General features: G+C 70.4%; 22 protein-coding genes. 12 read left to right on the top strand and 10 right to left on the bottom strand.

Going from position 1 to position 23687, the window contains the following annotated elements:
• Positions 1 to 59 precede the first annotated feature (59 nt).
• Positions 60 to 566 carry a methyltransferase family protein gene (locus SSP08S_RS15665; protein ID WP_019068566.1) on the top strand — a complete coding sequence of 169 codons (507 nt, stop codon included), beginning with the start codon at positions 60 to 62 and terminating at the stop codon, positions 564 to 566.
• 136 nt (positions 567 to 702) lie between these two features.
• Positions 703 to 1080: an STAS domain-containing protein gene (locus SSP08S_RS15660; RefSeq protein ID WP_019068565.1), complete on the top strand. Its 378-nt coding sequence runs from the start codon at positions 703 to 705 to the stop codon at positions 1078 to 1080.
• A 138-nt stretch (positions 1081 to 1218) separates the two neighbouring features.
• On the opposite strand, the gene SSP08S_RS15655 is transcribed toward SSP08S_RS15660, so the two are convergent.
• Positions 1219 to 1656 carry a protease inhibitor gene (locus SSP08S_RS15655; protein ID WP_019068564.1) on the bottom strand — a complete coding sequence of 146 codons (438 nt, stop codon included), beginning with the start codon at positions 1654 to 1656 and terminating at the stop codon, positions 1219 to 1221.
• A 359-nt stretch (positions 1657 to 2015) separates the two neighbouring features.
• On the opposite strand from SSP08S_RS15655, the gene abmR reads away from it, so the two are divergent.
• The 5 genes from abmR to SSP08S_RS15630 all read left to right on the top strand — a co-directional run bounded on the left by abmR (position 2016) and on the right by SSP08S_RS15630 (position 6804).
• Positions 2016 to 2567 (top strand): ATP-binding transcription factor AbmR, encoded by a 552-nt coding sequence (gene abmR, locus SSP08S_RS15650; RefSeq protein ID WP_019068563.1) that lies wholly within the window; start codon positions 2016 to 2018, stop codon positions 2565 to 2567.
• A gap of 209 nt (positions 2568 to 2776) precedes the next feature.
• Entirely contained in the window at positions 2777 to 4366 is a 1590-nt protein-coding gene (locus SSP08S_RS15645; protein ID WP_019068562.1) for a purine-cytosine permease family protein, read from the top strand.
• Positions 4366 to 5037 carry a cyclase family protein gene (locus tag SSP08S_RS15640; RefSeq protein ID WP_019068561.1) on the top strand — a complete coding sequence of 224 codons (672 nt, stop codon included), beginning with the start codon at positions 4366 to 4368 and terminating at the stop codon, positions 5035 to 5037. The genes SSP08S_RS15645 and SSP08S_RS15640 overlap by 1 nt, the downstream gene beginning before the upstream one ends.
• A gap of 67 nt (positions 5038 to 5104) precedes the next feature.
• Positions 5105 to 5800 (top strand): alpha/beta fold hydrolase, encoded by a 696-nt coding sequence (locus SSP08S_RS15635; protein WP_026178520.1) that lies wholly within the window; start codon positions 5105 to 5107, stop codon positions 5798 to 5800.
• A gap of 26 nt (positions 5801 to 5826) precedes the next feature.
• On the top strand, positions 5827 to 6804 hold the full coding sequence (locus SSP08S_RS15630) for a 2-hydroxyacid dehydrogenase (protein ID WP_019068559.1): 978 nt from the start codon (positions 5827 to 5829) through the stop codon (positions 6802 to 6804).
• Here SSP08S_RS15630 and SSP08S_RS15625 read toward each other — a convergent pair.
• Positions 6797 to 8428, bottom strand: a complete 1632-nt coding sequence (locus tag SSP08S_RS15625; RefSeq protein ID WP_102133346.1) for an RICIN domain-containing protein — start codon at positions 8426 to 8428, stop codon at positions 6797 to 6799. The genes SSP08S_RS15630 and SSP08S_RS15625 overlap by 8 nt on opposite strands.
• 388 nt (positions 8429 to 8816) lie before the next feature.
• Positions 8817 to 9704 (bottom strand): oxidoreductase, encoded by an 888-nt coding sequence (locus SSP08S_RS15620; RefSeq protein WP_019068557.1) that lies wholly within the window; start codon positions 9702 to 9704, stop codon positions 8817 to 8819.
• A gap of 134 nt (positions 9705 to 9838) precedes the next feature.
• Between SSP08S_RS15620 and SSP08S_RS15615 the strand changes: the two genes are divergently transcribed.
• Positions 9839 to 10711 (top strand): helix-turn-helix transcriptional regulator, encoded by an 873-nt coding sequence (locus tag SSP08S_RS15615; RefSeq protein WP_019068556.1) that lies wholly within the window; start codon positions 9839 to 9841, stop codon positions 10709 to 10711.
• A gap of 3 nt (positions 10712 to 10714) precedes the next feature.
• On the opposite strand, the gene SSP08S_RS15610 is transcribed toward SSP08S_RS15615, so the two are convergent.
• Entirely contained in the window at positions 10715 to 11089 is a 375-nt protein-coding gene (locus SSP08S_RS15610; protein WP_019068555.1) for a hypothetical protein, read from the bottom strand.
• A 3-nt stretch (positions 11090 to 11092) separates the two neighbouring features.
• Complete coding sequence (locus SSP08S_RS15605; RefSeq protein WP_019068554.1) at positions 11093 to 11338, bottom strand: hypothetical protein; 246 nt, start codon at positions 11336 to 11338, stop codon at positions 11093 to 11095.
• Positions 11339 to 11475: 137 nt separating this feature from the next.
• On the opposite strand from SSP08S_RS15605, the gene SSP08S_RS15600 reads away from it, so the two are divergent.
• Complete coding sequence (locus tag SSP08S_RS15600) at positions 11476 to 11973, top strand: methylated-DNA--[protein]-cysteine S-methyltransferase (RefSeq protein ID WP_026178518.1); 498 nt, start codon at positions 11476 to 11478, stop codon at positions 11971 to 11973.
• A 17-nt stretch (positions 11974 to 11990) separates the two neighbouring features.
• Entirely contained in the window at positions 11991 to 12680 is a 690-nt protein-coding gene (locus SSP08S_RS15595; protein WP_019068552.1) for a 2OG-Fe(II) oxygenase, read from the top strand.
• Positions 12681 to 12751: 71 nt separating this feature from the next.
• On the opposite strand, the gene SSP08S_RS55350 is transcribed toward SSP08S_RS15595, so the two are convergent.
• Entirely contained in the window at positions 12752 to 13360 is a 609-nt protein-coding gene (locus tag SSP08S_RS55350; protein WP_019068551.1) for a hemerythrin domain-containing protein, read from the bottom strand.
• The gene (locus SSP08S_RS15585; RefSeq protein WP_019068550.1) at positions 13357 to 14970 is read right to left on the bottom strand and encodes a DHA2 family efflux MFS transporter permease subunit; all 1614 of its coding nucleotides are present in this window, start codon (positions 14968 to 14970) and stop codon (positions 13357 to 13359) included. The genes SSP08S_RS55350 and SSP08S_RS15585 overlap by 4 nt, the downstream gene beginning before the upstream one ends.
• Before the next feature lie 167 nt (positions 14971 to 15137).
• Between SSP08S_RS15585 and sigJ the strand changes: the two genes are divergently transcribed.
• Together sigJ and qcrB are read left to right on the top strand one after the other, a co-directional pair.
• Entirely contained in the window at positions 15138 to 16061 is a 924-nt protein-coding gene (gene sigJ, locus SSP08S_RS15580) for an RNA polymerase sigma factor SigJ (protein ID WP_019068549.1), read from the top strand.
• Positions 16058 to 17533, top strand: coding sequence for a cytochrome bc1 complex cytochrome b subunit (gene qcrB / locus SSP08S_RS15575; RefSeq protein WP_019068548.1), 1476 nt, complete (start codon positions 16058 to 16060; stop codon positions 17531 to 17533). The genes sigJ and qcrB overlap by 4 nt, the downstream gene beginning before the upstream one ends.
• Positions 17534 to 17542: 9 nt before the next feature.
• On the opposite strand, the gene SSP08S_RS15570 is transcribed toward qcrB, so the two are convergent.
• The 3 genes from SSP08S_RS15570 to SSP08S_RS15560 all read right to left on the bottom strand — a co-directional run bounded on the left by SSP08S_RS15570 (position 17543) and on the right by SSP08S_RS15560 (position 23504).
• Positions 17543 to 17998, bottom strand: coding sequence for a hypothetical protein (locus tag SSP08S_RS15570; protein WP_019068547.1), 456 nt, complete (start codon positions 17996 to 17998; stop codon positions 17543 to 17545).
• A gap of 7 nt (positions 17999 to 18005) precedes the next feature.
• Positions 18006 to 20249, bottom strand: coding sequence for a glycoside hydrolase family 9 protein (locus tag SSP08S_RS15565; RefSeq protein WP_019068546.1), 2244 nt, complete (start codon positions 20247 to 20249; stop codon positions 18006 to 18008).
• A 156-nt stretch (positions 20250 to 20405) separates the two neighbouring features.
• Positions 20406 to 23504: a glycoside hydrolase family 2 TIM barrel-domain containing protein gene (locus tag SSP08S_RS15560; protein ID WP_026178516.1), complete on the bottom strand. Its 3099-nt coding sequence runs from the start codon at positions 23502 to 23504 to the stop codon at positions 20406 to 20408.
• Positions 23505 to 23687 lie beyond the last annotated feature (183 nt).

Raw genomic sequence — 23687 nt, 5'->3', positions numbered from 1 at the left:
CCGCAGGGAGACGGCGGCCCCTCTTCTCTTCGGCTCCGCTTCGGCGGGATGGTGGCGGTATGCGTAAATCGGCGGCCGCCTACGGCAGTTCGCTCTTCCTGGCGCTAGCCCCGGGCACCGTGGCCGTCGCGCTGCCGTGGTGGCTGACCGGGTGGCGGGCCGGCGACTGGTGGCAGCCGCTACGGCTGCTGGGCCTCGTACCGCTCGCGGCCGGCGCGGCCGTACTGCTCATGGCCTTCGCACGGTTCGTGACCGAGGGGCTCGGCACTCCGGCACCGGTCGCGCCGACGGAGCGGCTGGTCGTGGGCGGCCTCTACCGCTACGTCCGCAACCCGATGTACGTGGCGGTGGACGCGACGATCGCCGGCCAGGCCCTGCTGCTCGCACGACCTGTGCTGTTCGTGTACGGCGGCTGCGCGGGGCTGTTGATGTGGGCGTTCGCGCGCTGGTACGAGGAGCCCGACCTGGGGCGCAGATTCGGCGCCGAGTACGACCGTTATCGCGAGGCGGTGCCCGGATGGTGGCCGCGATTGCGGCCTTGGGACCCCGACTCGGCCGCCTACTGACAGAAAGTCAACCTTTTCGACCGAAGTTCACCATGTCGAGTGAACCAGATCTTGCGGGCGGCGTGTCATGGATGCTGAGGGCCTCTCCGGGGTAACTACCGAGACCGAATGCGCCCCGTGCCGAGGTGGAGCGGCCATGACAGCGGAAGCGGACGAACGCGACAGTCCCGCGGCCAACTCCTGCGCCCTCACGCGGTCGTACGGCCCCTTCACGGTGGTCGAGGTCTCGGGGGAGATCGACATGGCGACCGCCGGTCTGGTCGTCGAGCACCTGGACGCCGCGACGGCGGTCGCGGAGCCCGACGTACTGGTGGATCTGCGGCCCGTCGAGTTCCTGGACTGTTCGGGGCTGCGCGTCCTGTGCCGGGCCGAGGGACGGGCGAGGGAACGCGGCGGGCGGCTGCGGATCGTCTCCGACGGGCCGCGCATCGACCGGCTGTTGCGCGCCTCGGGTCTGCTCGGCCGCTTTCCGCCGCTGCGCGCCATGCCCTCCGAGACGGAGAAGCCGCAATGAAAGCAGGGGCCGGCTCGGGCGACCCCACACCGCCCGGCCGACCCCTGGTGCGGGATCGCTGCACTCCGCGACAGGGGTGCGCACTCCCCAGCTACGGACCCTTCCTGATGCTCACGGAGACCGTGCGACCCCGGTCTCTCAGAACGTGAAGACACCTCCGTACCCGTAGGAGTCCTTCACGCACTCGTTGGAGAAGACGCGCTCGTAGGAGACGCGCTTGCCCTGCCAGACACCCTCGACGGTGACGACGACGGGACGGTAGAGCTTGTTGCAGAGCACATCGCTCCGGGCCGCCAGGGCGTCGAAGTCGCCCCCGATTCCGCGCAGTTCGGCGCAGGCCGCAGCAGCGGACGGGTGGGTGCCGGAGGAGGTGGGCGCGCAGGTGAGGGTCACTGCGCGTTCCGGTGTCGCGAGGGCGGCGTCGTCCCCGTGGCCCATGGTCAGCACGAGGGCCGACGGGGCGTAGAGCGCGGACGGGCCGGTGCCGTGGGCCGCGAGGGCGGTCCCGGTGAGGGGCCCGCAGACGGCGGTGGCCGTCAGGCCCAGAGTCGCTGCCCAGCGCGCGGTGTTCCGCATTGTGTGCATCCTTCCGCTCGATACGAACCGATCACGAACGGATCGGTTCGAAGAGATGCCGGTCCCGCTCGGTCGGTGCCGAACCGGCGGGCGCCACTCTGCCGAGTCCGCCGCGGGAACACACATCCGACCCACAGGTTTCAGTAACCTTGCGTGTTGAATCAGTGGCGTGAAGTCACAGAATTCGAACGCGCGAACCCCGGAACCATGGGCTTCGCGAGCGCCGAATCGGGCCGGTTGGCCGGTTTACCCGCCCTCGCCAATCGTCCTGAAACAGTCCCGAAACATTCCGCTTCAGCTCTCGGCGCACTCCCCCGCAGCCCCTTGCGTTCGCGATGGTCGCGAGTAATCGTCATTACATGATTACGACAGAGCAGCAGGAAAAGCTTCGCGGCTGGTTCACCGGTCGTCTGCCCGACGACCTCTTCGAGGAGCTGGTCGAGGTCACGGTCGACCGCGAGGAGGTCACGGTCATCGGCCGCATCCCCGCGCCACGGCTCGCCGAGGGCGTCTCGGGCGCCGAGAAGGAGGCGGCGGTCCAGGGCCGCGTCCAGGAGTTCCGCGAGCGCACCCGGGAGACCCGGATCGCGGTCGCCCGCGAGGCCGAGCACCGGTTCCGCAGGAAGGTCTCGTGGGGTGTCGAGTGCGCCGGGGAACGCTCCCTGTTCACCCACATCTCCGCACCCGTCATGACCCGGCTGCGCCAGCCCGAGCGCCAGGTGCTCGACACCCTCATCGCCGCCGGCGTGGCCCGCAGCCGCAGCGACGCCCTCGCCTGGTGCGTGCGCCTCGTCCAGCGCCACACCGACGACTGGCTCACCGAACTGCGCGACTCCCTCGAACACGTCCAGCGGGTCCGCGCCCAGGGCCCCGACACCGAACCGGAGAACACCCCGACCGACAGCGAGTGACATCAGGGTCCGAGGGTGGACGATTCCTCCACCCACGGCACGGAAGATGGATGAACCGTCCTCTGGCGCGGGTATCGCGGCCGACCGTAGCGTCGGCGGACACCCTGAGGACGGCATCCGCTCACCCCGCCCACCCCGCGCGCGTGAACCGCCGTCCCACCGCCACCGCGCCACCCCGCGCTCCACCGCCGTCCCCCGCTGGAGCCCCCTTGTCCTCGCAGCAGCCCGCCCCCTCCCCCGCCGCGCCGAGCCAGTCCCTGACCGAGGTCGAGACCTACGGCGTGGAGCGCATCCCCGACGCGGACCGCACCGCCACCCCGCTCGACCTGTTCCGGGTCGCGTTCGGTGGCGCCAACACCTTCTCCACCTGCGTCCTCGGCGCCTTCCCCATCCTGTTCGGCCTCTCCTTCTGGCAGGGCCTCGCGGCCACGCTCCTCGGAGTCGTCGTAGGCGCCCTGATCCTGTGCCCGATGGCGGTGTTCGGCCCGGTCAACGGCACGAACAACGCGGTCGCCTCCTCCGCGCACCTGGGCGTGCACGGCCGGGTCGTCGGCTCGTTCCTCTCCCTGCTCACCGCCGTCGCGTTCTTCTCCATCTCGGTGTGGAGCTCCGGCGACGCCCTGGTCGGCGGCGCGCACCGGCTGTTCGGCCTGGAGCAGAGCACGCTGTCGTACGTCGTCGCCTACGCGCTGTTCGCCGGACTGGTCCTCGCGGTCTGTGTCTACGGCTTCCGGTTCATGCTGTTCGTCAACAAGATCGCCGTAACGTCCGCGACGGTCCTGTTCCTGCTCGGCGCGATCGCGTTCGCCGGTGACTTCGACCCGTCGTACGCCGGAGTCTTCACGTCCTCGGCGGACGCGGCGACCCAGTCGCTGTTCTGGCCGTCGTTCATCGGCGCGGCGCTGATCGTGCTCTCCAACCCGGTGTCGTTCGGCGCGTTCCTCGGCGACTGGTCGCGCTACATCCCGGCTAACACCCCGCGCCGCAAGGTGATCGGTGCCGCGTTCCTGTCCCAGATCGCGACGCTGCTGCCGTTCGTCTTCGGTCTGGCGACCGCGAGCATCATCGCCACGAAGGCCCCCAAGTACGTCGACCCGTCCGCCCCCGACTTCGTGGGCGGACTGCTCGCGATCTCGCCGAGCTGGTTCTTCCTGCCGGTGTGCCTGCTGGCCCTGATCGGCGGCATGTCGACGGGCACGACCTCGCTCTACGGAACCGGACTCGACTTCTCGTCGGTGTTCCCCCGGCTGTCGCGGGTGCAGGCGACGCTGCTGGTCGGCGTGCTGTCCATCGCGTTCATCTTCATCGGGCGCTTCGGCCTCGACCTCGTGCAGTCGATCTCCACCTTCGCCACGATGATCATCACGTGCACCACGCCGTGGATGGTCGTGATGATGCTGGGCTTCTACACCCGGCGCGGCTGGTACGACCCGGACGCGCTCCAGGTCTTCAACCGCCGTCAGCGCGGCGGGCGTTACTGGTTCGCGCACGGCTGGAACTGGCGCGGCATGACCGCCTGGTGGGTGGCCGCCGTGGTGGGTGTGCTGTTCACCAACATCCCGGGACAGTTCGTCGGCCCGCTCGGCGACCTGGCCAACGGCGTCGACATCAGCCTGCCGCTGTCGCTGGCCGTGGCCGCCGTGCTGTTCCTGTCGCTGCTCCGGCTGTTCCCCGAACCCCGCGCGGTGTACGGGCCGGAGGGGGCGCGGCTGGCCCGCACGGTCGAGGTACCGGTGCCGCCGATCACCGGCCCCGGAGCGTCGGCCGTGGCGCCCGCACTGGCCACCGAGGGCAGCTGATGCCGGCCTGGATCGACCTGTCGGTGCCCGTCGTCACCGGGATGCCCGTGTATCCGGGTGACCCGGCCGTCGAGGTCTCCCCCGCCCTGACCACGGCCCGCGACGGAGTCAACGTCCTTGACCTGCACCTGGGTTCGCAGTCGGGCACCCATGTCGACGCCCCCTACCACGTGGACGACAGCTGGCCACGCCTCGACGCACTGCCCCTGGAACGCTTCGCCGGGCACGCGGTGGTGGCGGACGTACGGGGGCTGCCGGCCAGGGCACCGATCACACCCGCCCTGCTGACACCCGCGCTCAACCAGCTGCGCCTGCGGCCCGGTTCGCTGCTGTTGCTCGCCACCGGCTGGTCGGCACACTGGGGCACCGACCACTACCTCGCCCACCCGTGGGTCACCCCGGAGGCCGCCGAAACCCTCGTCGACGCGGGCGTCCGTACGGTCGCGGTCGACGCGCTCAGTGTCGATCCGACGCCCGAACCCGGCGATGCGACGGCCGACTTCGGGCTGCCCGCCCACCGGGTGCTGTGCGGCGCGGGCGGGGTGATCGCCGAGAACCTCACGGGGCTCGAGCAGGTGGTGGACCTCCCGGACATGGAGTTGTTCCTGTTCCCGCTACGGCTGCCGGGGGCGGACGGCGCGCCGGTGCGGGCTGTCGCGCGGGCGGTCTGACCGCTGCCGCAGGCGGTCCGATCCGCCCCGGAAGGCCGCTGTCAGACCCGGCGGTTACGTTTGGACCATGACTCAATTCGTGGTGGTGGCAGGCGCGTGGCTCGGCGCGTGGGCGTGGGACGAGGTGGTGCCCGAGCTGCGTGAGGCAGGGCACGGAGTGCATGCGCTGACCCTGTCCGGGCTGGCGGAGAAGCAGGGCGTTCCGGCCGGACAGCAGACCCATGTCCAGGACATCGTCGACGAGGTCGAGCGCCTCGATCTCCGGGACGTCGTCCTGGTCGGGCACAGCTACTCCGGTGTCCCGGTCGGCCAGGCGGCGGAGCGGATCGGCGACCGGCTGGCCCGGGTGGTGTTCGTCGACGCGAACGTGCCGGTGGACGGGAGGTCGTTCCTGGACAGCTTCCCGAGCGACCACATCAGGAAGTCCCTCGACGAGAGCGGCGGGGCCTGGCCGCCCCTGGACCCGGACGACTACGCGGGCCAGGACCTCACGGACGAGCAGATCGTCCGCATCGTCACCGACGGGACTCCGCACCCTGGTGCCACCCTCACCGAACCGGCGGTCCTCGCCCGCCCGTTGGCCGATCTCCCGGCCACCTACGTCAAGTGCCTGCTCGACGGCGACGAGTTGCCGGCCCCGGCGGACGAACTGGTCGCGAGCGGGCGCTGGGAGCTGGTCCGCATGGAGACGGGCCACTGGCCGATGTTCTCCCGGCCCCGCGAACTGGCCCGCATCCTGGACGAGTCGACCGCCCGCTCCTGAGCCCCCCACCGCGACGAGGATTCCGCATGACCCCCACGAAGAACGTCCTGGCCGTCGTCCCACCCCACATCGGCGGTCGCACGGCGGGAGCCGGACTGGCGACACTGCTGCCCGACGACGTGCACGTCACCGTCGTGGAGGCGGTCGACGAGGACCCCGCGGCCCTGCGCGCGGCGCATGCCGTCATCACCGCGCTCTCCCCCGTGACCGCCGAACACCTCGCCGCCGCACCGGAGTTGGAGCTGGTGCAGTGCGCGAGCCACGGCTTCGACTACGTCGACCTGGACGCCGCGCGGGCCCAGGGCGTGCTCGTCTGCAACATCGGCTCCAGCGGCGCCGAGGAACAGAACGTGGCCGAGCAGACCTTCGCCCTGATGCTGGCGCTCGCCAAGCGGATCGTTCCCGCGCACACCGCGCTCGTCGACGGCGACTGGGCGCTGCCCCGGCTGCAGAGCTCGCTGACCGAGCTGTCCGGCAAGACCCTGGGCATCGTGGGACTGGGCGCCATCGGACAGCAAGTCGCCCGCAGGGCAGCCGCGTTCGACATGACCGTCGTCTACGCCGGCCGGCGCCCCGTGCCCGAGGAGACGACGGCGCGGCTCGGCGGCGCCCGTCATGTCCCGCTCGACGAACTGCTGCGCCTGTCCGACTACGTCACCCTGCACGCGCCGCTCACCGAGGAGACCCGGCATCTCCTGAACGCCGAGCGGCTCGCGCTGCTCAGGCCGACCGCGTTCGTGATCAACACCGCGCGGGGCGCCCTGATCGACCAGGACGCCCTGGCGGACGCCCTGGAAGCGGGCGCCCTGGCCGGTGCGGGACTCGACGTCTTCGACCCCGAACCGCCCACCCCCGCACTGCGGTTGCTCAAGGCCCCGAACGTGGTGCTCTCGCCGCACGTCGGCGGTGTGACCCGGGAGACCGTCGTCCGGATCGCGCTGGCCGCCGTACAGAACGCGGCCGGTTTCCTGACGGGTGAACGGCCGGGTGATGTCGTCAGCTGAGCCGGTCCGCGTTGTGCGCGGGGCGCGCGGACGGTGCTCCCGTGCCGGCGATCGACAGCGAACCGGGGCTGGCCGACACCGAGTCGGTCAGCCAGCGCTGGGCGGTGGAGCCGTCGCGGACCTTGAGGACGATGACGGCACCCGCGTCCTTGGTGGTCGAGGTGAGCGCGAGCCTGGAGTCCCAGCGGGGCAGCAACTCGCCCCGCACGGTGAGGTCGTAGCGGACATCGTTGCCGCGCTTGGCCTTGGCGTCCGCGCAGGTGCCGAGGACGACGACACCGGCGTCCGCGTGCGAGTCCAGGCACAGCCCGGAGTCCGCCGCGCTGCGCAACAGCCCGTCGGTCCCGTACGACCACTCCTGGGTCTCGGCCGAGGAGCAGGCCGCGAGCACGGTGTCGGCGCCGGCCTTCACGGTGCCCCGGATGTCCAGGCACAGGTCGGCGGCGGCGTTCCGCAGCCTCGTCTGCCCAGGTACGGCGGGAAGCCGGGCCGTGCCGGGCGCCGACGCTGACACGTGTCCGCTCCCGCTGGTGGAGGCGACCGGGTCGGCGGTGCCGCCGTGGTCCGGCCACAGGCTGACGGCGACGACGCTCGCGACGACTCCGGCGCCGATCAGTCCGGCACCGACGAAGAACGAGCGGGACGACCCCGACGACCTGGCCGACCTCGCCGCGTCCACGATGCGGCGGCCGGGCGCGGGGAACCGGGAGAGCAGACGGTGCCGCCCGGTGCCGCCGGCGCTGTGCCCGCCGTGCCGTCCGCCCGTCCGTGTCCGGGTGTCAGGCCGGCCTCGGCCGGGGCGCGAGGCGAGATAGGGGCGGGCTCCCCAGCCGAGGACCGCCTCCGCCAGCAGGACTCCGAGCCCGCCTTCGAAATAACTCAGTTGTTCGGCTGCGAATCGGCAGTAGCGGCACTGGGCGAGATGCTGCTGGACATCGGGCAGCAGTGCGCCGCCGCGTCGAATGGGGACGTCGAGGAGTCGGTTGTAGAAGCGGCAATCATTGGTCGGCGCGAGTTCCCGGTGGGCGCGTACACAGCCCTCACGGAATTTTTCGCGCGCCTCCTGGAGAGCGGCCGACGCGGTGTCGGTATCCATGCCGAGCAGTGCGGCCGGCACGGTTATCGTCTCCGCCTCGACCTCGGTGTGCCACAGCAGACACTGGGCGAACGGCTGAAGGGTCTGGAAAGACCGCTCGGCGAGCTTGCGATTTTCGGGTGTCATGGACTTGGCAGAACGCATCGCGCGGCCCCCGGAGGGTTTCTCCAGGTCCGGCAGAACACCGGATATTCGCTCCTCGGCCGACCACTCCCGGATCGTGTCGCGCACGGTCAGCAGCAGCCGGGGCCGCAGTGCCACGCCGTGTTCGCCGTACGTCAGCCGGTCGAACACCTGGTGGAAGGCGGCCGCGGCGGCCATGGCGGGGACACTGCCCGTGGCGGCGAGGCAGACTTCCGCGTAATCCTGGACCGGCTGCCAGTGCCGCGCCATCAGCAGCGCGACGGAATGCGCCGCCTCACCCTCCGGACGGCCCCGCAGCCGGGCGGCCAGGGTCTCGTCGGATTCCTCGGGAGCCCCGCCGTCCGGCGGAGGGTAAGGAGGACGAGGAGGGGGAGGGAGGGACACGGAGTGGATTCCTCGGGTTCGGTTCATCAACAGGTGAATGAGCCCCGGGCATTACCCTCGCGCGGGCGTTTCACCCTTGCACAACCCACTGAACCCAACAAGGCACTTGGGCAACATCCATACCTTTGAAAGAAAGTCAGATGTGTCGGCAACTCCGTTCACCGGCACCGGCTTTCGGCTTTCCATGCGCCCCGTGTGAACCACGCGCACACTCCGGTGCGTCGCGCACGCTCCCGGCGCACTGCGTCGCGCGGTCCACTGGAACCGGCCCTTCTCGGAGGCCACGCGCTGGACGGCGGCTCTCCCGCGCCAAACGGCCGCCGACCCTGCTCCTCCCGCCCTCGGTCGGCGGCCCCGAGGGCGGGGGCGGCCCACCCCCGCCCTCCCTTCACCGAGCCTCGGCCTCGGCCTCGCCGCCGATGGTGTCGAGTTCGGCGATCGCGTCGGCGGGCAGCACCAGGTCCGCGGCGGCGATGTTCTCGCGCAGATGGGCGCGGGACGAGGTGCCCGGGATCAGGACGGTGGTGGCCGAGCGCTGCAACAGCCAGGCCAGGGCGACCTGTTGGGGCGAGGCGTCCAGCCGGGCGGCGACCTCGGCGAGGGTCTTCGACTGCAGCGGGGTGAACCCGCCTAGCGGGAAATAGGCGGCGAACGCGATGTTCTCCGCCGCGCACCGCTCGACGAGGGCGTCGTCCTGCCGGTTGGCCAGGTTGTAGAGGTTCTGCACGGTGACGACCGGGGCGATGGCCTGCGCCTCGGCGAGTTGGGCGGCGGAGACCGTGCTGAGCCCGAGGTGCCGGATCAGCCCCGCCTTCCGCAGCTCGGCCAGGGCGCCGAACTTCTCGCCGATCGACTCCTCGTCGGCGGTGTCCTGGGCGCCGACCCGGAGGTTGACCACGTCCAGCGCGTCGAGCCCGAGGTTGCGGAGGTTGTCGTAGACCTGCGCCTTGAGGTCCTCGGGGTGGCGGGACATGATCCAGCTGCCGTCGGGGCCGCGCCGGGCGCCGACCTTGGTCACGATGTGCAGGTCGTCCGGGTAGGGGTGGAGGGCCTCCCTGATGATCTCGTTGACGACGACCGGGCCGTAGAAGTCGCTGGTGTCGATGTGGGTGATGCCCCGCTCGACGGCCTCGCGCAGGACGGCCACCGCTTCGGTGCGGTCCTTCGGCGGGCCGAAGACATGGGGGCCGGCCAGTTGCATGGCGCCGTATCCCATGCGGGTGAGGGTGAGGCCCTCGGCGGGGGTGAGGGTGCCGCCGGAGACGGTGTCGGCCATGGTGGCGCGCCTTTCGGTAGGTGGTGGGTCCTGGCATCGACTCTGCGTCCGTCGCGACCGGGCAGGCAGTACCCGGATGTTCCTGGTAGTGACGGGGACACCCACCTGCGGGGATTCGGATCTACGGTGGTGGTGTGGACGCCAAGAACGCGCTCGGTGAGTTTCTGCGGGCCCGCAGGGAGCGGGTCCGGCCCGAGGACGTGGGCCTGAGCGGTGGCGGGCTGCGCCGGGTGCCGGGGCTGCGCCGGGAGGAGGTCGCCCTGCTGGCCGGTATCAGCTCGGACTACTACCTGCGGCTTGAGCAGGGCCGGGACCGCAACCCGTCGGCGCAGGTGCTGGAGGCGCTGGCCCGGGTGCTGCGCCTGGACGCCGCCGCGAGCGCCCATCTGCTGAGCCTGGCGCAGCCGGAGCGGCCGGCCGCTCCGCGCAGACGGGCCAGAAAGCCGGAGGCGGTGCCTGCGAGCGTGCGCGAACTGCTGGACACCTGGTCGGGGCATCCGGCGTATGTGCAGAACCGGTTCACGGACTGTCTCGCGGCCAACGCGCTGTGCCGGGCGCTGTCCCCGAACTACGTGCCGGGCGTGAACCTGCTGCGGGCGGTGTTCCTCGACCCGGCCGAGCACGAACTGCGGCGCGACTGGGAGGAGTTGACCGCCGAGGGCGTGGCGACGCTGCGCGGCCACATCGGACCGGACGTCGACGATCCGCGGCTGGTGGAGCTGGTCGGAGAGCTGTCCGTGCGCAGCGAACGGTTCCGGCTGCTGTGGAGCCGGCACGAGGTACGGCCCATGGTCGGCCGGATCAGTCTCCTCAGCCATCCGCTGGTCGGCGACTTCGAGCTGCGGTCGAACAAGTTCGAGATCCCGGGTACGGACGCCCTGAGCGTGGTCGTCTTCCACGCCGAACCGGGCAGCCGCAGCGCGGAACTGCTGAGCCTGCTCGGCAGCCTCGCCGCGTCCGGAGAAGGCGTACCCGAGGAGACGTCACCGGCACACGAGGACCGGTGACGCTCAGATCTGCCAGGAACGCAGCCGCTCCGCCGCGCCGTACACATCCGTCTTCCCGGAGATCAGATCGCGGGTCAGGTCGACGAGTGCGCCGTACGGCGGGTCGATGCCGACGCCGCTGACGAACATGTAGGCGACCGCCGTGGCGCAGGCGAAGCGGGCGTTGGCGGACGGCAGGGGCTTGAGCAGGGCGAGGGTGTGCAGCAGGGCGGTGGCCCGCCAGGCCGGGTCGGAGTCGACACCTAGGCGGGGCGGGTCGACGCGGTGCCGGGCGACGGCCGCCACCAACGCCGAGAAGTCGTTGATGGTGGGCTGGTCCGGCAGGACTTCCTCATGGCGCTGGAGGAGCCACGGCACGTCGATATGGATGGCGGGCATGCGTCAGGCGACCCGCCCCTCGCCCTTGGCCGCCGGTTCGTCCTCGGGGAAGGCCGCGGCGAACTCGTCGGCGTGCGTCGCGAAGAACCGGCGGAAGGCCTCGGCCCCCTCCTGCAACGCCCGGTGCCGGGCGATGTCCGCGGCGGCGGCCTCCCGGACGAGGGCCTTCATCGACGTACCGCGCTCCTTGGCGATCTGCCGCAGGTCCTCTAGCTCGCGATCGCTGAACTCCACGTTGAGAGCTGGCATGACCTCACGGTACCGCTCGGGTACTTACCCGTAAATACCGCCAGGTCAGGAGGCACACCCGACGGTACCGAGCAGACCCCAACGCCATGTCCGAATACCGCCGGACCCGACCGTCGTCCCAGAGCAGACTCGACCGTATGAACACCATCCGCACATGCCTCGACAGTCCACTGGGTGAACTGCTCCTCACCGGCGAACAGTCGCCAGACGGTACGACACTCACCTCCCTCCGGATCGCGGACGGCCCGACCGCCGTCGCAGACGAGCACCGCGACGACCCGGCCTTCGCCGAGGCCGCCCGCCAGCTCTCGGCCTACTTCGCCGGACACCTCACCCGCTTCCGACTCCCGTTCACCCCCGAGGGAACGGAGTTCCAGCAGCGGGTGTGGCGGGCCCTCGACGAGATTCCCTACGGCACCACGACGACCTACGGCGCGCTCGCCGAGCGGCTGGGGGTGCCGCGCGCCGAGGTCCGGGCGGTGGGCGCGGCGATCGGCGCCAACCCGCTGCTGGTGGTACGCCCGTGCCATCGGGTGATCGGCGCGGACGGCTCGATGCGCGGCTACGCCGGCGGTGTCGAGCGCAAGGTGCGGCTGCTGACGCACGAGGGCGCGCTGCAACCGATGCTCGGCTGAGGGAGGACGTCGTACTCATGGACCGCACCAACTGGCCTGCGCTGACGGAGGAGTTGGACCTGTACGGCAGCGCGCCGACCGCGCAGCTGTTGACGCCCGCCGAGTGCCGCGACCTGTCCGCGCTGTACGAGAAACCGGAACTGTTCCGCACCACCGTGGACATGGCCCGCCACCGCTTCGGCTCCGGCGAGTACCGCTACTTCACCCACGACCTGCCCGCACCGGTGGCCGCGCTGCGCGCCGCGCTCTATCCGCGCCTGCTGCCGATCGCCCGCGACTGGGCGGCCCGCCTGGGCCGCCCGGCCCCCTGGCCGGACGACCTGGACGAGTGGCTGGCGCGCTGCCACGAGGCCGGTCAGGACCGCTCGGCGCAGATCCTGCTCCGCTACGGCGAGGGCGACTGGAACGCCCTCCACCGCGATGTCTTCGGCGAGTTGGTCTTCCCGCTCCAGGTGGTGATCGGCCTCGACGAGTACGGCACCGACTACACGGGCGGCGAGTTCCTCATGGTCGAACAGCGCCCCCGGGCCCAGTCCCGCGGCACCGCGACCCCACTACGGCAGGGCCACGGCCTGGTGTTCACCACGAGGGACCGCCCCGTACGGTCGAAGCGCGGGTGGTCGGCGGGGGCGATGCGCCACGGGGTCAGCACGGTGCGGTCTGGCAGGCGGTGCGCGTTGGGGTTGGTGTTCCACGACGCCGCCTGAGGTCTCCGGCTGGGTGAGCGCCTTCAGGGGCGCGGGGAACTGCGCGACCAGCCCCCACCGGCCCGCACTTTCTACACGCCCCAAAGTCCCCGCCGCCGATAACTCCCCTCCCAAAACAGCCTGTTCAGCACCCGCACCGGCGGCGGAAACGCCCCCAGGAACCGTTCCCGGTCCCCCGCCGACACCCCGTCCACGAGCCACGGCACGAACACCGCGGCCCCCCGCAGCCCCTGCGTCTCCCGCAGCCGCCCGGTGAAGGCGGCCCAGTCCGCATCGGTCAACACCTCCCCCATCAACGGCAGCGCACTGTCCTCCTCGTGCTTGAGGTGATCGTCGAGGGTCGCCCGCAACGCCCGTACCAGATCGGGGAGTTCAAAGGCCCGGTCGGCCAGCGCAGCGTCCACCGCGGCCAACAGCGGGTCGATACGGGCGTGTTCGGCCTCCATCTCGTCGAGCATCCCGAGGTCCCGCGTACGCCCTCCGACCCGCGTCCGGACCCGCGGCCACAGGTCGCTGTCCTCGGCGGTGTGATGGACGTGGAGTTGGTGCTTGAAGTTCTCCCACCCGGCGAGCACCGGCGCGGTGTGCGCCCTGCCGTCCGCGACCGCCCCGGCGAGCCGCTCCAGGTCGCGCCGGAAGGCGTCGTGCGAGGCGTACATGGGCGTGAAGTCGATGGTCATCGTGCGGCTTCCTCCAGTTCGGGCCCGGACACGGGCAGGGCGTGCGGGTCGGCGGACGGTCCCAGGTGCCGTCGTACGGCGAGACAGGCGAGCGCGCCGGTCAGCAGGACGGCTACGGCGACGTACACGGCGGGTCCCATGGCGTGGACGAAGCCGTGGCCGAAGACCTGGCCGCCGAGGGCGCGCATGCGCTCGGCGATGCCGTGCGGGACACCGGACGGGGCGCCGCCCTGCTGCCCGGCGCCGATGTCGGACTCGGACCTGGAGAACGCGGAGACGAAGGACTCCCGGTAGCCGGTGGGGAGTTGACCGGCCCGGGCCCGGGCCTGTTCGGTCAGGGAGGAGGCCAGCTGGGCCTGGAGGACCGCGCCGATGACGGCACCGGCGAGCACCGAACCGACCTGGCGCAGCGCGTTGGTGACGCCGGACGCGGCGCCGGCGAGCCGGGGCGGGACGCCGCGCATGACCTCGGTGGCCATGGGGGCGAAGGTGCAGCCGACGCCGAGGCCGGTGAGGAAGAGCGGGAGGGCGATGGTCGGCCAGCCGGTTCCGACGCCCGCGACGCCGACGATCCAGATCAGTCCGCCCGCCCAGGCGAGCAGCCCGCCCATCAGGATGAACTTGCCGCCGAGCCGGTCCGCGAGGGCTCCGGCGGGCCCCGCCATGACGAACGAGCCGAGGGCTACGGGCAGCAGGACCAGGCCCGCCTTCTGGGCACTGAAGCCGAGCACGGACTGCAGATAGATCGTCAGGGGCAGGAACATGCCGACCACGCCGAACGACACGGTGACGCCGACGAAGTTGATGAGCGTGAAGTTCCGGTCCCTGAACAGTGAGAAGGGGACCAGGGGTTCGCCGGCCTGCTGTCCGCGCTCGTGCAGCAGGAAGACCGCGAAGAACACGGCCGCCGCGCCCAACAGGCTCCAGATCCAGGCGTTCCAGTCGTAGCGCTGCCCCTCGGTCAGTCCAAAGGCCAGGCAGAACAGGGCAGTTGAGGCGAGGGTGACGCCGAGGGTGTCGAAGCGGCGCCGTACCGTGCGCTCGGCTCCCGGGATGATCGCCATGGTCAGCACGAGCACCAGCGCGCCGATCGGCAGGTTGACGAAGAAGATCCACCGCCAGGACAGATGGGTGATCAGCACCCCGCCGAGGATCGGGCCGAGCGCGCCGGACACGCCCGCGACGGCGCCCCAGATGCCCATCGCGACTCCGCGCCGGTCGGCCGGGAACACCTCGGTGATGATCGACAGGGTCTGCGGCATGAGCAGCGCCGCGCCCAGGCCCTGCACCGCGCGGAACCCGATGAGCTGCGCCGGGTCCTGTGCGAGCCCGCAGGCGAGGCTGGCCAGGGTGAACAGGGCGACTCCGGCGGCGAACAGGTTGCGTTTGCCGCGCAGGTCGCCGAGGCGGCCACCGGTGATCAGCAGGACGGCCAGCGCCAGGGTGTAGGCGTTGACGACCCAGAGGATCTCGTCCAGGGACGCCCCCAGGTCCTGGCCGAGTTGGGGGATCGCGATGTTCACGATCGTGAGGTCGAGGAGGGTCATGAAGAACCCGAGCGAGAGCGTGATGAGGATCGCCCAGGGATTGCCGTGCCATTTCTTGAACACGATGTCGGTCTCCTTGCGTAGGACTCGCGGTCAAGAGGCCGGGGCGGCCACCGGGTGTGACACGGCGCCGCTGCGCAGAGACGTACGTCACATTCGCGCCCTTGGCTGTCACATTCCGGCCCCCGGCACCCCTCGCAGTAGTGAGCACGCACTGGGGAGGCGCGGGTATGTCCGAGATCGCTGTCACCGAAGAGGCGACCGATGACTTCATGGACCATCGGGAGCTGTTGTTCAGCCTCGTCTACAACATGCTGGGCAGCGTCGCCGACACCGACGACGTCCTGCAGGAGACCTGGCTGTCCTGGACGGCGCGCGCCCGCCGTTCCCCGCTCGACACCATCACCAACCGGCGCGCCTATCTCGTCCGGATCGCCGTCAACCACGCGCTGCAGCGGCGCGCCACGATCAGCCGCCGCCGCGAGACGTATGTCGGCCCGTGGCTGCCGGAACCCCTGCTCGGCCCGGCCGACGACCCCGTCGACCCGGCCCTGCGCGCCGAGTCCGTCTCGCTGGCCATGCTGGTCGTCCTGGAGTCGCTGAGCCCGCTGGAGCGGGCGGTCTTCGTCCTCAACGAGGTGTTCGGGTACGCCCACACCGAGATCGCGGACATCATCGAGCGCACCCCGGCCGCCGTACGGCAGCTCGCGCACCGGGCGCGGGCCCATGTGCACGCGCGGCGGCCGTTGTACGAGGCGCATCCCCGGGTGCGGCGGGAGGCGACGGAACGGTTCGTGCGGGCCGCGATCGGCGGGGACATCGCCTCGCTGATGGAGATCCTCGCGCCCGACGTCACGGTCTGGACGGACAGCGGGGGCAACCGGAAACCGGCGGGACTGCGCCCGGTGCACGGCCGGGACAAGGCCGTCCGCCTCATCAACTCCTTCGCGGGCAGGCGCCGTCCGCAGGATCTGGAGCTGCGCTTCCGGCGCGTCAACGGCGACGACGCGGCCGTGCTGTTCGAGGGCGACGCGCCGTACGCGGTGATGGTCATGGACCTCACGCCCGAGGGCGACCAGGTGTCCGGGGTCTACATCGTGACCAACCCCGAGAAGCTCACGCACGTGCACAAGGACGAGGAGGAGGACCAGTGACCAGCCCATCCGGCCCTTCCGAGTCCTCGCGGGGCGAGCGCGTCGCCGACTGGTTCGACGGCCGGCTCGGCATCTACGCGCTGGGCAAGCAGTATCTGCGCAAGGTGTTCCCGGACCACTGGTCGTTCCTGCTCGGCGAGATCTGCCTCTACAGCTTCGTGGTCCTGATCCTCACGGGCGTGTATCTGACCCTGTTCTTCCACCCGTCCATGAACGAGGTGACGTACCACGGGAGTTACGTCCCCCTGAACGGCATCCGCATGTCCGACGCCTACGCCTCGACGCTGCACATCAGCTTCGACGTGCGCGGCGGGCTGCTGGTGCGGCAGTTGCACCACTGGGCGGCGCTGGTGTTCATCGCCGCGATGCTGACGCACATGATGCGGCACTTCTTCACGGGCTCGTTCCGCAAGCCGCGCGAGCTCAACTGGCTGTTCGGCTGGACGCTGTTGTTCCTCGGCCTCTTCGAGGGCCTCTTCGGCTACTCGCTCCCGGACGACCTGCTGTCGGGCACGGGCATGCGCTTCGTGGACGGCGCGTTGCTCTCGGTCCCGGTCGTCGGGACGTACCTGTCGATGTTCCTGTTCGGCGGCGAGTACCCCGGCCACGACATCGTGTCCCGCTTCTACTCCCTGCACGTACTGCTGATCCCAGGCATCATGGCGGCCCTCGTCGTCGTCCACCTCATCCTGGTCGTCTACCACAAGCACACCCAGTTCGCGGGCCCCGGCCGCACCGAACGCAACGTGGTCGGCTCCCCGTTCATGCCGGTCTACCTGGCCAAGGCGGGCGGCTTCTTCTTCCTGGTCTTCGGCGCGCTCACCGTCCTCGCGGCGGTCGCATCGATCAACCCCGTCTGGTCCTACGGCCCCTACCGCGCCGACCAGGTCTCCACGGGCGCCCAGCCCGACTGGTACCTGGGCTTCGCGGAGGGCCTGGTCCGCGTGATGCCGGGCTGGGAAGTCACCTTGTGGGGCCACACGTTGGTCCTCGGCGTACTGATCCCGATCGTGGTCTTCCCGCTCCTCCTCGTCCTCATCGGCGCGTACCCGTTCCTCGAGTCCTGGCGGACGGGCGACACACACGAACACCATCTCCTCGACCGCCCCCGCAACCGCCCCAGCCGCACCGGCCTCGGCGTCGCCTGGATCAGCCTCTACCTGATCCTCCTGGCAGGCGGCGGCAACGACATCGTGGCCACCCGCCTCCATCTCTCGATCAACACGGTGACATGGATGGTCCGGGTCGCGGTGTTCGCCGTCCCGGTCCTCGCGTTCGTCATCACCCGCCGCATCTGCCTGGGCCTCCAACTCCGCGACGCGGAACTGGTGTTGCACGGCCGCGAGACAGGCGTGATCAAGCGGCTGCCGCACGGCGAGTACGTGGAGATACACCGGCCGCTGGACCCAGCGGAACTGCACACGCTGACCGCGCACAAGCGCCCGAGGGAACTCATGGAACGCGAGCCCTGACCCGTCTCCCTACCAGGCCGGCCGCGGATCCCGGAGGTGTTCCGGGGTCTGCTCGGGCAGTTCGCGGTCCTGGTCCGTCCGCAGGAGACAGCCCGGATCGGGCGGGAACTCCTCGGTGGGCGGGGCCGGTTTGTGGAAGCGGCGGGTGTGCGGGAGCGTTACCTCCACGAGCTTTCCGTCATGGAGCATCCACAGTCCGAAGCAATCGTCGTCCTCGTCGTGGATCAGAACCTGGACGCTCCCCGGCCAGGGCCACGGGAGCGACTCCAGATGCTTCAGGAGCCCCTCCCGTGGGCGCATGCGCTCGAACTCGGTGGCCCATCCCGCGCCGAACGACGTCCCCCACTGGCTCTCGATCGGGACGAACCGGCCACGCCAGCTGCGCTCCGGCTCGTCCCGGGTCAGCGGTTCCATCACTTCGTCTGCGTGCAGGGCCAGCACGACGACCTCGGCGAATCGACTCATCCGGAGATCATCCCTGATCCGCCGCGAACGAAGCCATCCAGGCCAGCGCCGCGTTCCAGTTCACCGCCGTCTCGTTCGTCGACCAGGACTGGATGTCGTCGATGTAGCAGAACTGGCCGACGCAGCCGGTGAGTTTGCTCTGGGCGTAGGGGTCCTGGATGGAGGAGTTGGGGCCGCCGGCAAGGGTTCCGTTCGGTGGGTTCGGGAGGTTGGGGTCGAGTTCGTGGGCGTACCAACGGCTGTGCTCGTTGTGGGAGTTGGCCTCGCCGTAGCCGGTGACGTAGGACATGTTGAGGGCGTTGCGGCCGAGGATGTAGTCCATGCTCTGGAGCGCGCCGTCACGGTATTTCGTGGCGCCGGTGAGGTCGTACGCGGTGGCGATGACGTGCGCGTTGTTGAGGATCTGGCTGTTGGAACCCCAGTCGTAGAGGTTGCCGGGCGGTGCGTACGGCATGCCGTAGGGCTGCGTTCGTAGCGTGGCCAGGTAGGTGTCCGCGCCGTCGATCACCGAGCGGCGGAGCTTGTCGCGGCCGGGGAGGCGGCTGGGGACGGTGGCGAGGTCGAGGCGGCCGAGGGCGGCCGTCCGTGCCCAGTCGAAGCCGAGGCTGCCGAAGATGTCCGCCGTGTTGAGGGGGGAGTTGGTGACGTGGTCGGCGAACTGCCGTTCCCCCGTGGTGAGATACAGCTCGGCCGCCGCCCAGTAGAACTCGTCGGTGGCGTTGTCGTCGGGGTAGGCGCCGCCGCCCGTGCCGTCGTTCGGGTCCGGGTAGACCGTGGGGTGCGCGAGCGCCGCCGCCCAGGCTTTCCGCGCCGCCTTCAGCGCTTTCGCGGCGAACTCCCGGTCGTAGGGCCGGTACAGGCGGGCCGCCTGCGCCGCCGTGGCCGCGAGGTTGAGCGTCGCCTGCGTGGTCGGCGGGTGCAGTTCGCGTTTCTGCGGGTCCTGGCTCGGGAGCAGCGGGAGTCCGGTCCACTGCTCGTCGTGGACCTTGCCGTGGGCCATGCCCGCCAGCGGCTGTCCGTCCGGCACCTGCATCTTCAGCAGGAACTCCAGCTCCCAGCGCGCCTCGTCGAGCACGTCCGGCACCTTGTTGCCGCTCTCGGGGATGGCGAGCGTTCCGTCGCGCAGCTTGCCCGGCTGTCCGGTCCGGGCCAGCAGTGAGCGTTCGTAGGTGCTCAGCAACTCCCAGGTGGAGATACCGCCGTTGATGACGTACTTGCCGTGGTCGCCCGCGTCGTACCAGCCGCCGGTGACGTCAAGTGTGTAGTCGCACAGGCCGGGTTGGCAGGGCACGTTCGCGTCGCCCTGGTTGGGGGCGACGTTCAGGTGACCGGCCGGGCGGGCATAGCCGGGGCGCAGGTCGTCGCGGATCGCGATGCCGCTGCGCTGTGTGTAGTAGTACTTCAACGAGTCGAGCCGCAGCCGCTCATAGGCGGCGGTCCCGATGTCGAAGGGACGGCTCGCCTCCCCGTCCGCCACCAGCGTGAAGCCCTCGCCGCGCCCCCGGTACGCGCCGAAGTCGATGGACTGCACGTTCTGCCCGGACGCCGCGTCGGTGCCGCGCGGCACGGTCCGCCCGTGCGCGACCACCGCGCCCGCCGCGTTCCTCAACTCCCAGGGCAGCACGGCCGTCGAGGCGGTCACCAGCGTCGCGTTCTTCGGCCCGCCCGGCAGATAGGCGACCTGGTTCACCCGCACGCGCGGCCCGGTGTCCGGCTCGTACACCTCCGGCGGCACCCCGCCCAGCAGGGACACGTCGTCCATGCAGAAGTGCCACCCCTCCGCACTCCCGCCGACCTGGAAGGCGACCTGCCCCTGTGCGGTGTCGACGGGCGAAGTGAACGTGTAGGCATAGGAGTTGCCCGTCTCGCTCAGCTCGGGACTGAGCTCGTAGTAGGTGTCGTACGGCGACACGGAGAGCCCGACGATCGCCCGCACCACGTGCCCCGCCGGCGAACCCGACGCCGTGAACGCGAACTTGTACGACTCGCCCTTGACCAGCGTGATGTCGTTCTGGCCGACGGCGGCGTCCCAGCGGTTGGTCGTGCCGCCGGGAACGTCCGCGCAGAGCTGTCCGCCGGACAGGCCCGCGGTGACGTTGCTCGTCGTCCACCAGGGTGCGCTGGTGGTGTCGAAGGTGCCGTTCCTGACCTGTTCGATCTCGTCGGCTCCGGCCGGGCCCGCCGGCAGGGCGGTGAGGGCCGCCGCGAGGAGGGCCGTGGCGGCGAGCAGGGTCGTTCTGCGTCGTTTCACGTCTGGGCTCCCTCGGAGAGGCAGGGGCACTCCGGACACACGATGGGAGCGCTCCCAAATGCACGGGACGCTGGCCATGCTGTTCTAGACATGACATCCCGTCAACGGTCCGGACAGGCCAGATTCCCGTCCGGACCGTGACCGAGCGCCTCCCCGCTATCCGGCGGGAGCCTCCAACTTGCTGATCCGCACCGCCCCTTGGGCCACACCGGGACGGCCACTCGTCAAGGTCAGCCGCAGCCGGGAGCCGCGCACGGCGTCGAAGGTGACGACGGTAGGACTGTCCGAGGCCGTGGCCCAGTCGACGGCCGTCCCCTCGACCGGCACCCACCCATCGCCGCCCCACACGGCAACCGCGACCGCCGCGGGCAGACTGTGCGTCGCGTCCACGGTGAACGACACCTCCACCCGGTCGAAGGACCTGGCCCTCCCCCAGTCCACCGACACCCAGTCCTTCTCACGGGCACCGCTGAAGGCGGGCAGCAGCGCCGTGGCCGACTTGGCGAAGGCGTTGGACCAGCCGGTGGCCGGGTCACCGTCGAGCACGGCGGCCGGGAGGGTGTCGGGGCGGCCCGAGTAACTGGCGTCCGCCGCAGGGTAGTTCGGGGGTGCCGGGTGGTCGGCCGCGAAGTGCGGTGCCGGTGTCAGGGCCACGTCCCGGGCGGGTGTCGTACGCACAGTCGCCGTGCCGGTCCGCAGCCCTTCCGCCCGCGCCGTCACCTTCAGGGCGCCCGCCCGTGTCCCGGACCGCACGATCGCAAGTGCCTTGCCGTGGAAGGCGGTTCGGGTGCTCGCCTGGTAGCGCTCGGCGCTCTCCTCCCGCCCGTTGTCCACCCCGGCCAGGGAACCGCCCTTCACCGCAAAGGCGATCAGATCCTCGGCGTCCGGCACCACGACACCATGTGCGTCGACGATCTCCGCGGTCACGAAGACCAGTGAACGGCCGTCGGCGGCAAGGGACTTGCGGTCGGCCGTGAGACGCACGGCATGCGCGGCACCCGCCGTGCGCAGCACGTCCGTCGCCACCGTCCTGCCACCGCTGCTGGCCACCGCCTTCAACTCGCCCGGCTCGTACGGCACTTTCCAGCCGAGGTGGAGTTTGCCCGCGCTGCCGTTCGGGCTGGTGTAACTGCCCGGGTAGGGGCCGGTGGTGAAGGTCTTGTCGTCGCCGGTGGCCTCGGTGGTCTCCAGGTAGGTGCGGCCGTCGGTGGTCTTCTTGGTGTCGAACGTCCGGGTCCCCAGGGACTTTCCGTTGAGGAACAGCTCGACGGTGTCGACGCTGGCGTAGGCCCAGACCTCGACGGTGTCGCCCGGCTCGTGGTTCCAGCTCATCGGGACCAGATGGACCATGGGCTCGCTGGTCCACTGGCTGCGGAAGAGGTGGTACATGTCCTTCGGGAAGCCGGCCGTGTCGACCGCGCCGAAGAAGGACGCCTTGACCGGGAACACGTTGTACGGCGTGGGCTCGCCGATGTAGTCGATGCCGGACCACAGGAACTGGCCCGCGAACCACTTCCGGTCGCGGTCCTTCTTGTGGCCGTACTCGCCGCTCATCGTCCAGGACGCGAGGTTGTTGTCGTAGGACGAGGTCGCGCGTCTGCCGGGTGTGTAGTTCTCGCCGGTGTTGAGGTGTTCGGGCTCCTGGTAGGTGGACCGGGTCGAGGTCTCGGAGGAGGACTCCGACTCGAAGAGGAACAGGTGCGGATAGGCGGCGTGCAGGGCGTCGACGGACTTGGCGGTGTTGTAGTTGAGGCCCAGTCCGTCGAGCTTGGCGAGCATGAGGTCGGCCGCGGAGCCCTTGGCCGGTACGGAGTGGTACTTGTCGGAGCCGATGACGACGGGCCTGCTGTCGTCGGCCGCCTTGACGGCACCGATGATGCGGTCGGCCATGGCCAGCCCGGCGGTGGAGGTGGAGTCGGGGATCTCGTTGCCGATGGACCAGAGCACCACGGCGGGCGAGTTGCGGGCGGCGCGGACCATCTCGGTGGCGTCCGCCTCGCACCAGGTGTCGAAGAAGCGGTGGTAGTCGTAGGTCGTCTTGCCGGTGTGCCAGCAGTCGAAGGCCTCGACCATCATCACGATGCCCAACTCCTCGCAGGCCTCGATGATCTGCGGCGAGGGCGGGTTGTGGGAGGTGCGGAAGGCGTTGACGCCCATCGACTTCATGATGCTCAACTGCCTGCGTACGGCGTCGAGGCTGATCGCGGAGCCGAGGGCACCCTGGTCGTGGTGGAGGTCGACTCCCTTGATCTTGGTGGGAGTTCCGTTGAGGGAGAAGCCCTCGTCGGGGTCGAAGCGGTAGCTGCGGATGCCGAAGGTCGTGCGGTACGTGTCGACCGTCCGGCCGCCCACGCGCAGTTCGGTCTCCAGGGTGTAGCGGTGGTCCGGGGTCTCGATGTCCCACAACTTCGGCTTGGGGACGGTGAGTTCATGGGTCTCGGTGCTGCGGTCGGCGACACTCGCTGTGGAGGTGGCGCGGGCCACGGTCCGGCCGCCGGGGTCGACGATCCGCGATCCGATCTCGACCTCGCTCGCGGCCCCCGACTCATTGAGCACGGACGTCCGCACCCGTACGACGGCCCGCTCGGCAGTGATGTCCGGCGTCGTGACATATGTCCCCCAGCGTTCGACGTGCACCGGCTCGGTGATGACCAGCCGGGCCTCGCGGTAGATGCCGCTGCCCGAGTACCAGCGGCTGCTGGGCAGTTGGTTCTGCACCTTGACCGCGACGACGTTCTCCGTGCTGCCGTCGGTGTGCGCCAGGCCGGTGAGGTCGAAGGCGAACCCCGTGTATCCGTACGGGTGTTGGCCGACCTGCGTGCCGTTGCAGTAGACGTACGAGTCCATGTAGACGCCGTCGAACTCCACCGAGATCCGCTTGCCCGTGAAGGCCGGCGGCAGGGTGAAGGCGATCCGGTACCAGCCGAGGCCGCCGGGGAAGAAGCCGGTGCCGCTGGTGGTGCCGTACGCCGTGGTGGGGGTCTGCTCGATGCTCCAGTCGTGCGGGACCGCGACCTCGCGCCAGGCCGAGTCGTCGTAGTCCGGTGCGGCGGCGTCCGCGTAGGCGCCGGTCGGGTCGGTGATCCCGCCCGGATCGACCAGCGCGAAGCGCCAGCCGTCCCGCAGCGCGACGGTGTGGCGGCCGGACGCGCCCGCCGTGGCGCCGGCGGCGCGTGCGGCCGGGGTGGCCAGGAGTGACACGGCCGTCGGCGCGGCCGTAGAAGCGATCAAAACCGATCTGCGAGTGACCGTCATGGCGGCTCTCCCTCATCAGGGCCCAGAAGTACTCACAACTGATCGTGACCGAACAGATTCTGACGGGGTGCCATGCAGAAACGTCAAGGGTGCGGGGGCGGCCAGACGTCCCGGGCGCCATTTCGACCGGATTTCCCCCTTGACCGTCCGGTTTCCCGGGCCTGGGGGTTCTCGTCCGCGCTG

Origin of the sequence: Streptomyces hokutonensis, assembly GCF_000376565.1 — a bacterium.
GTDB lineage: Bacteria > Actinomycetota > Actinomycetes > Streptomycetales > Streptomycetaceae > Streptomyces > Streptomyces hokutonensis.
The sequence above is the reverse complement of the archived record's forward strand: the minus strand, read 5'-3'. Positions and strand labels throughout refer to the sequence as shown.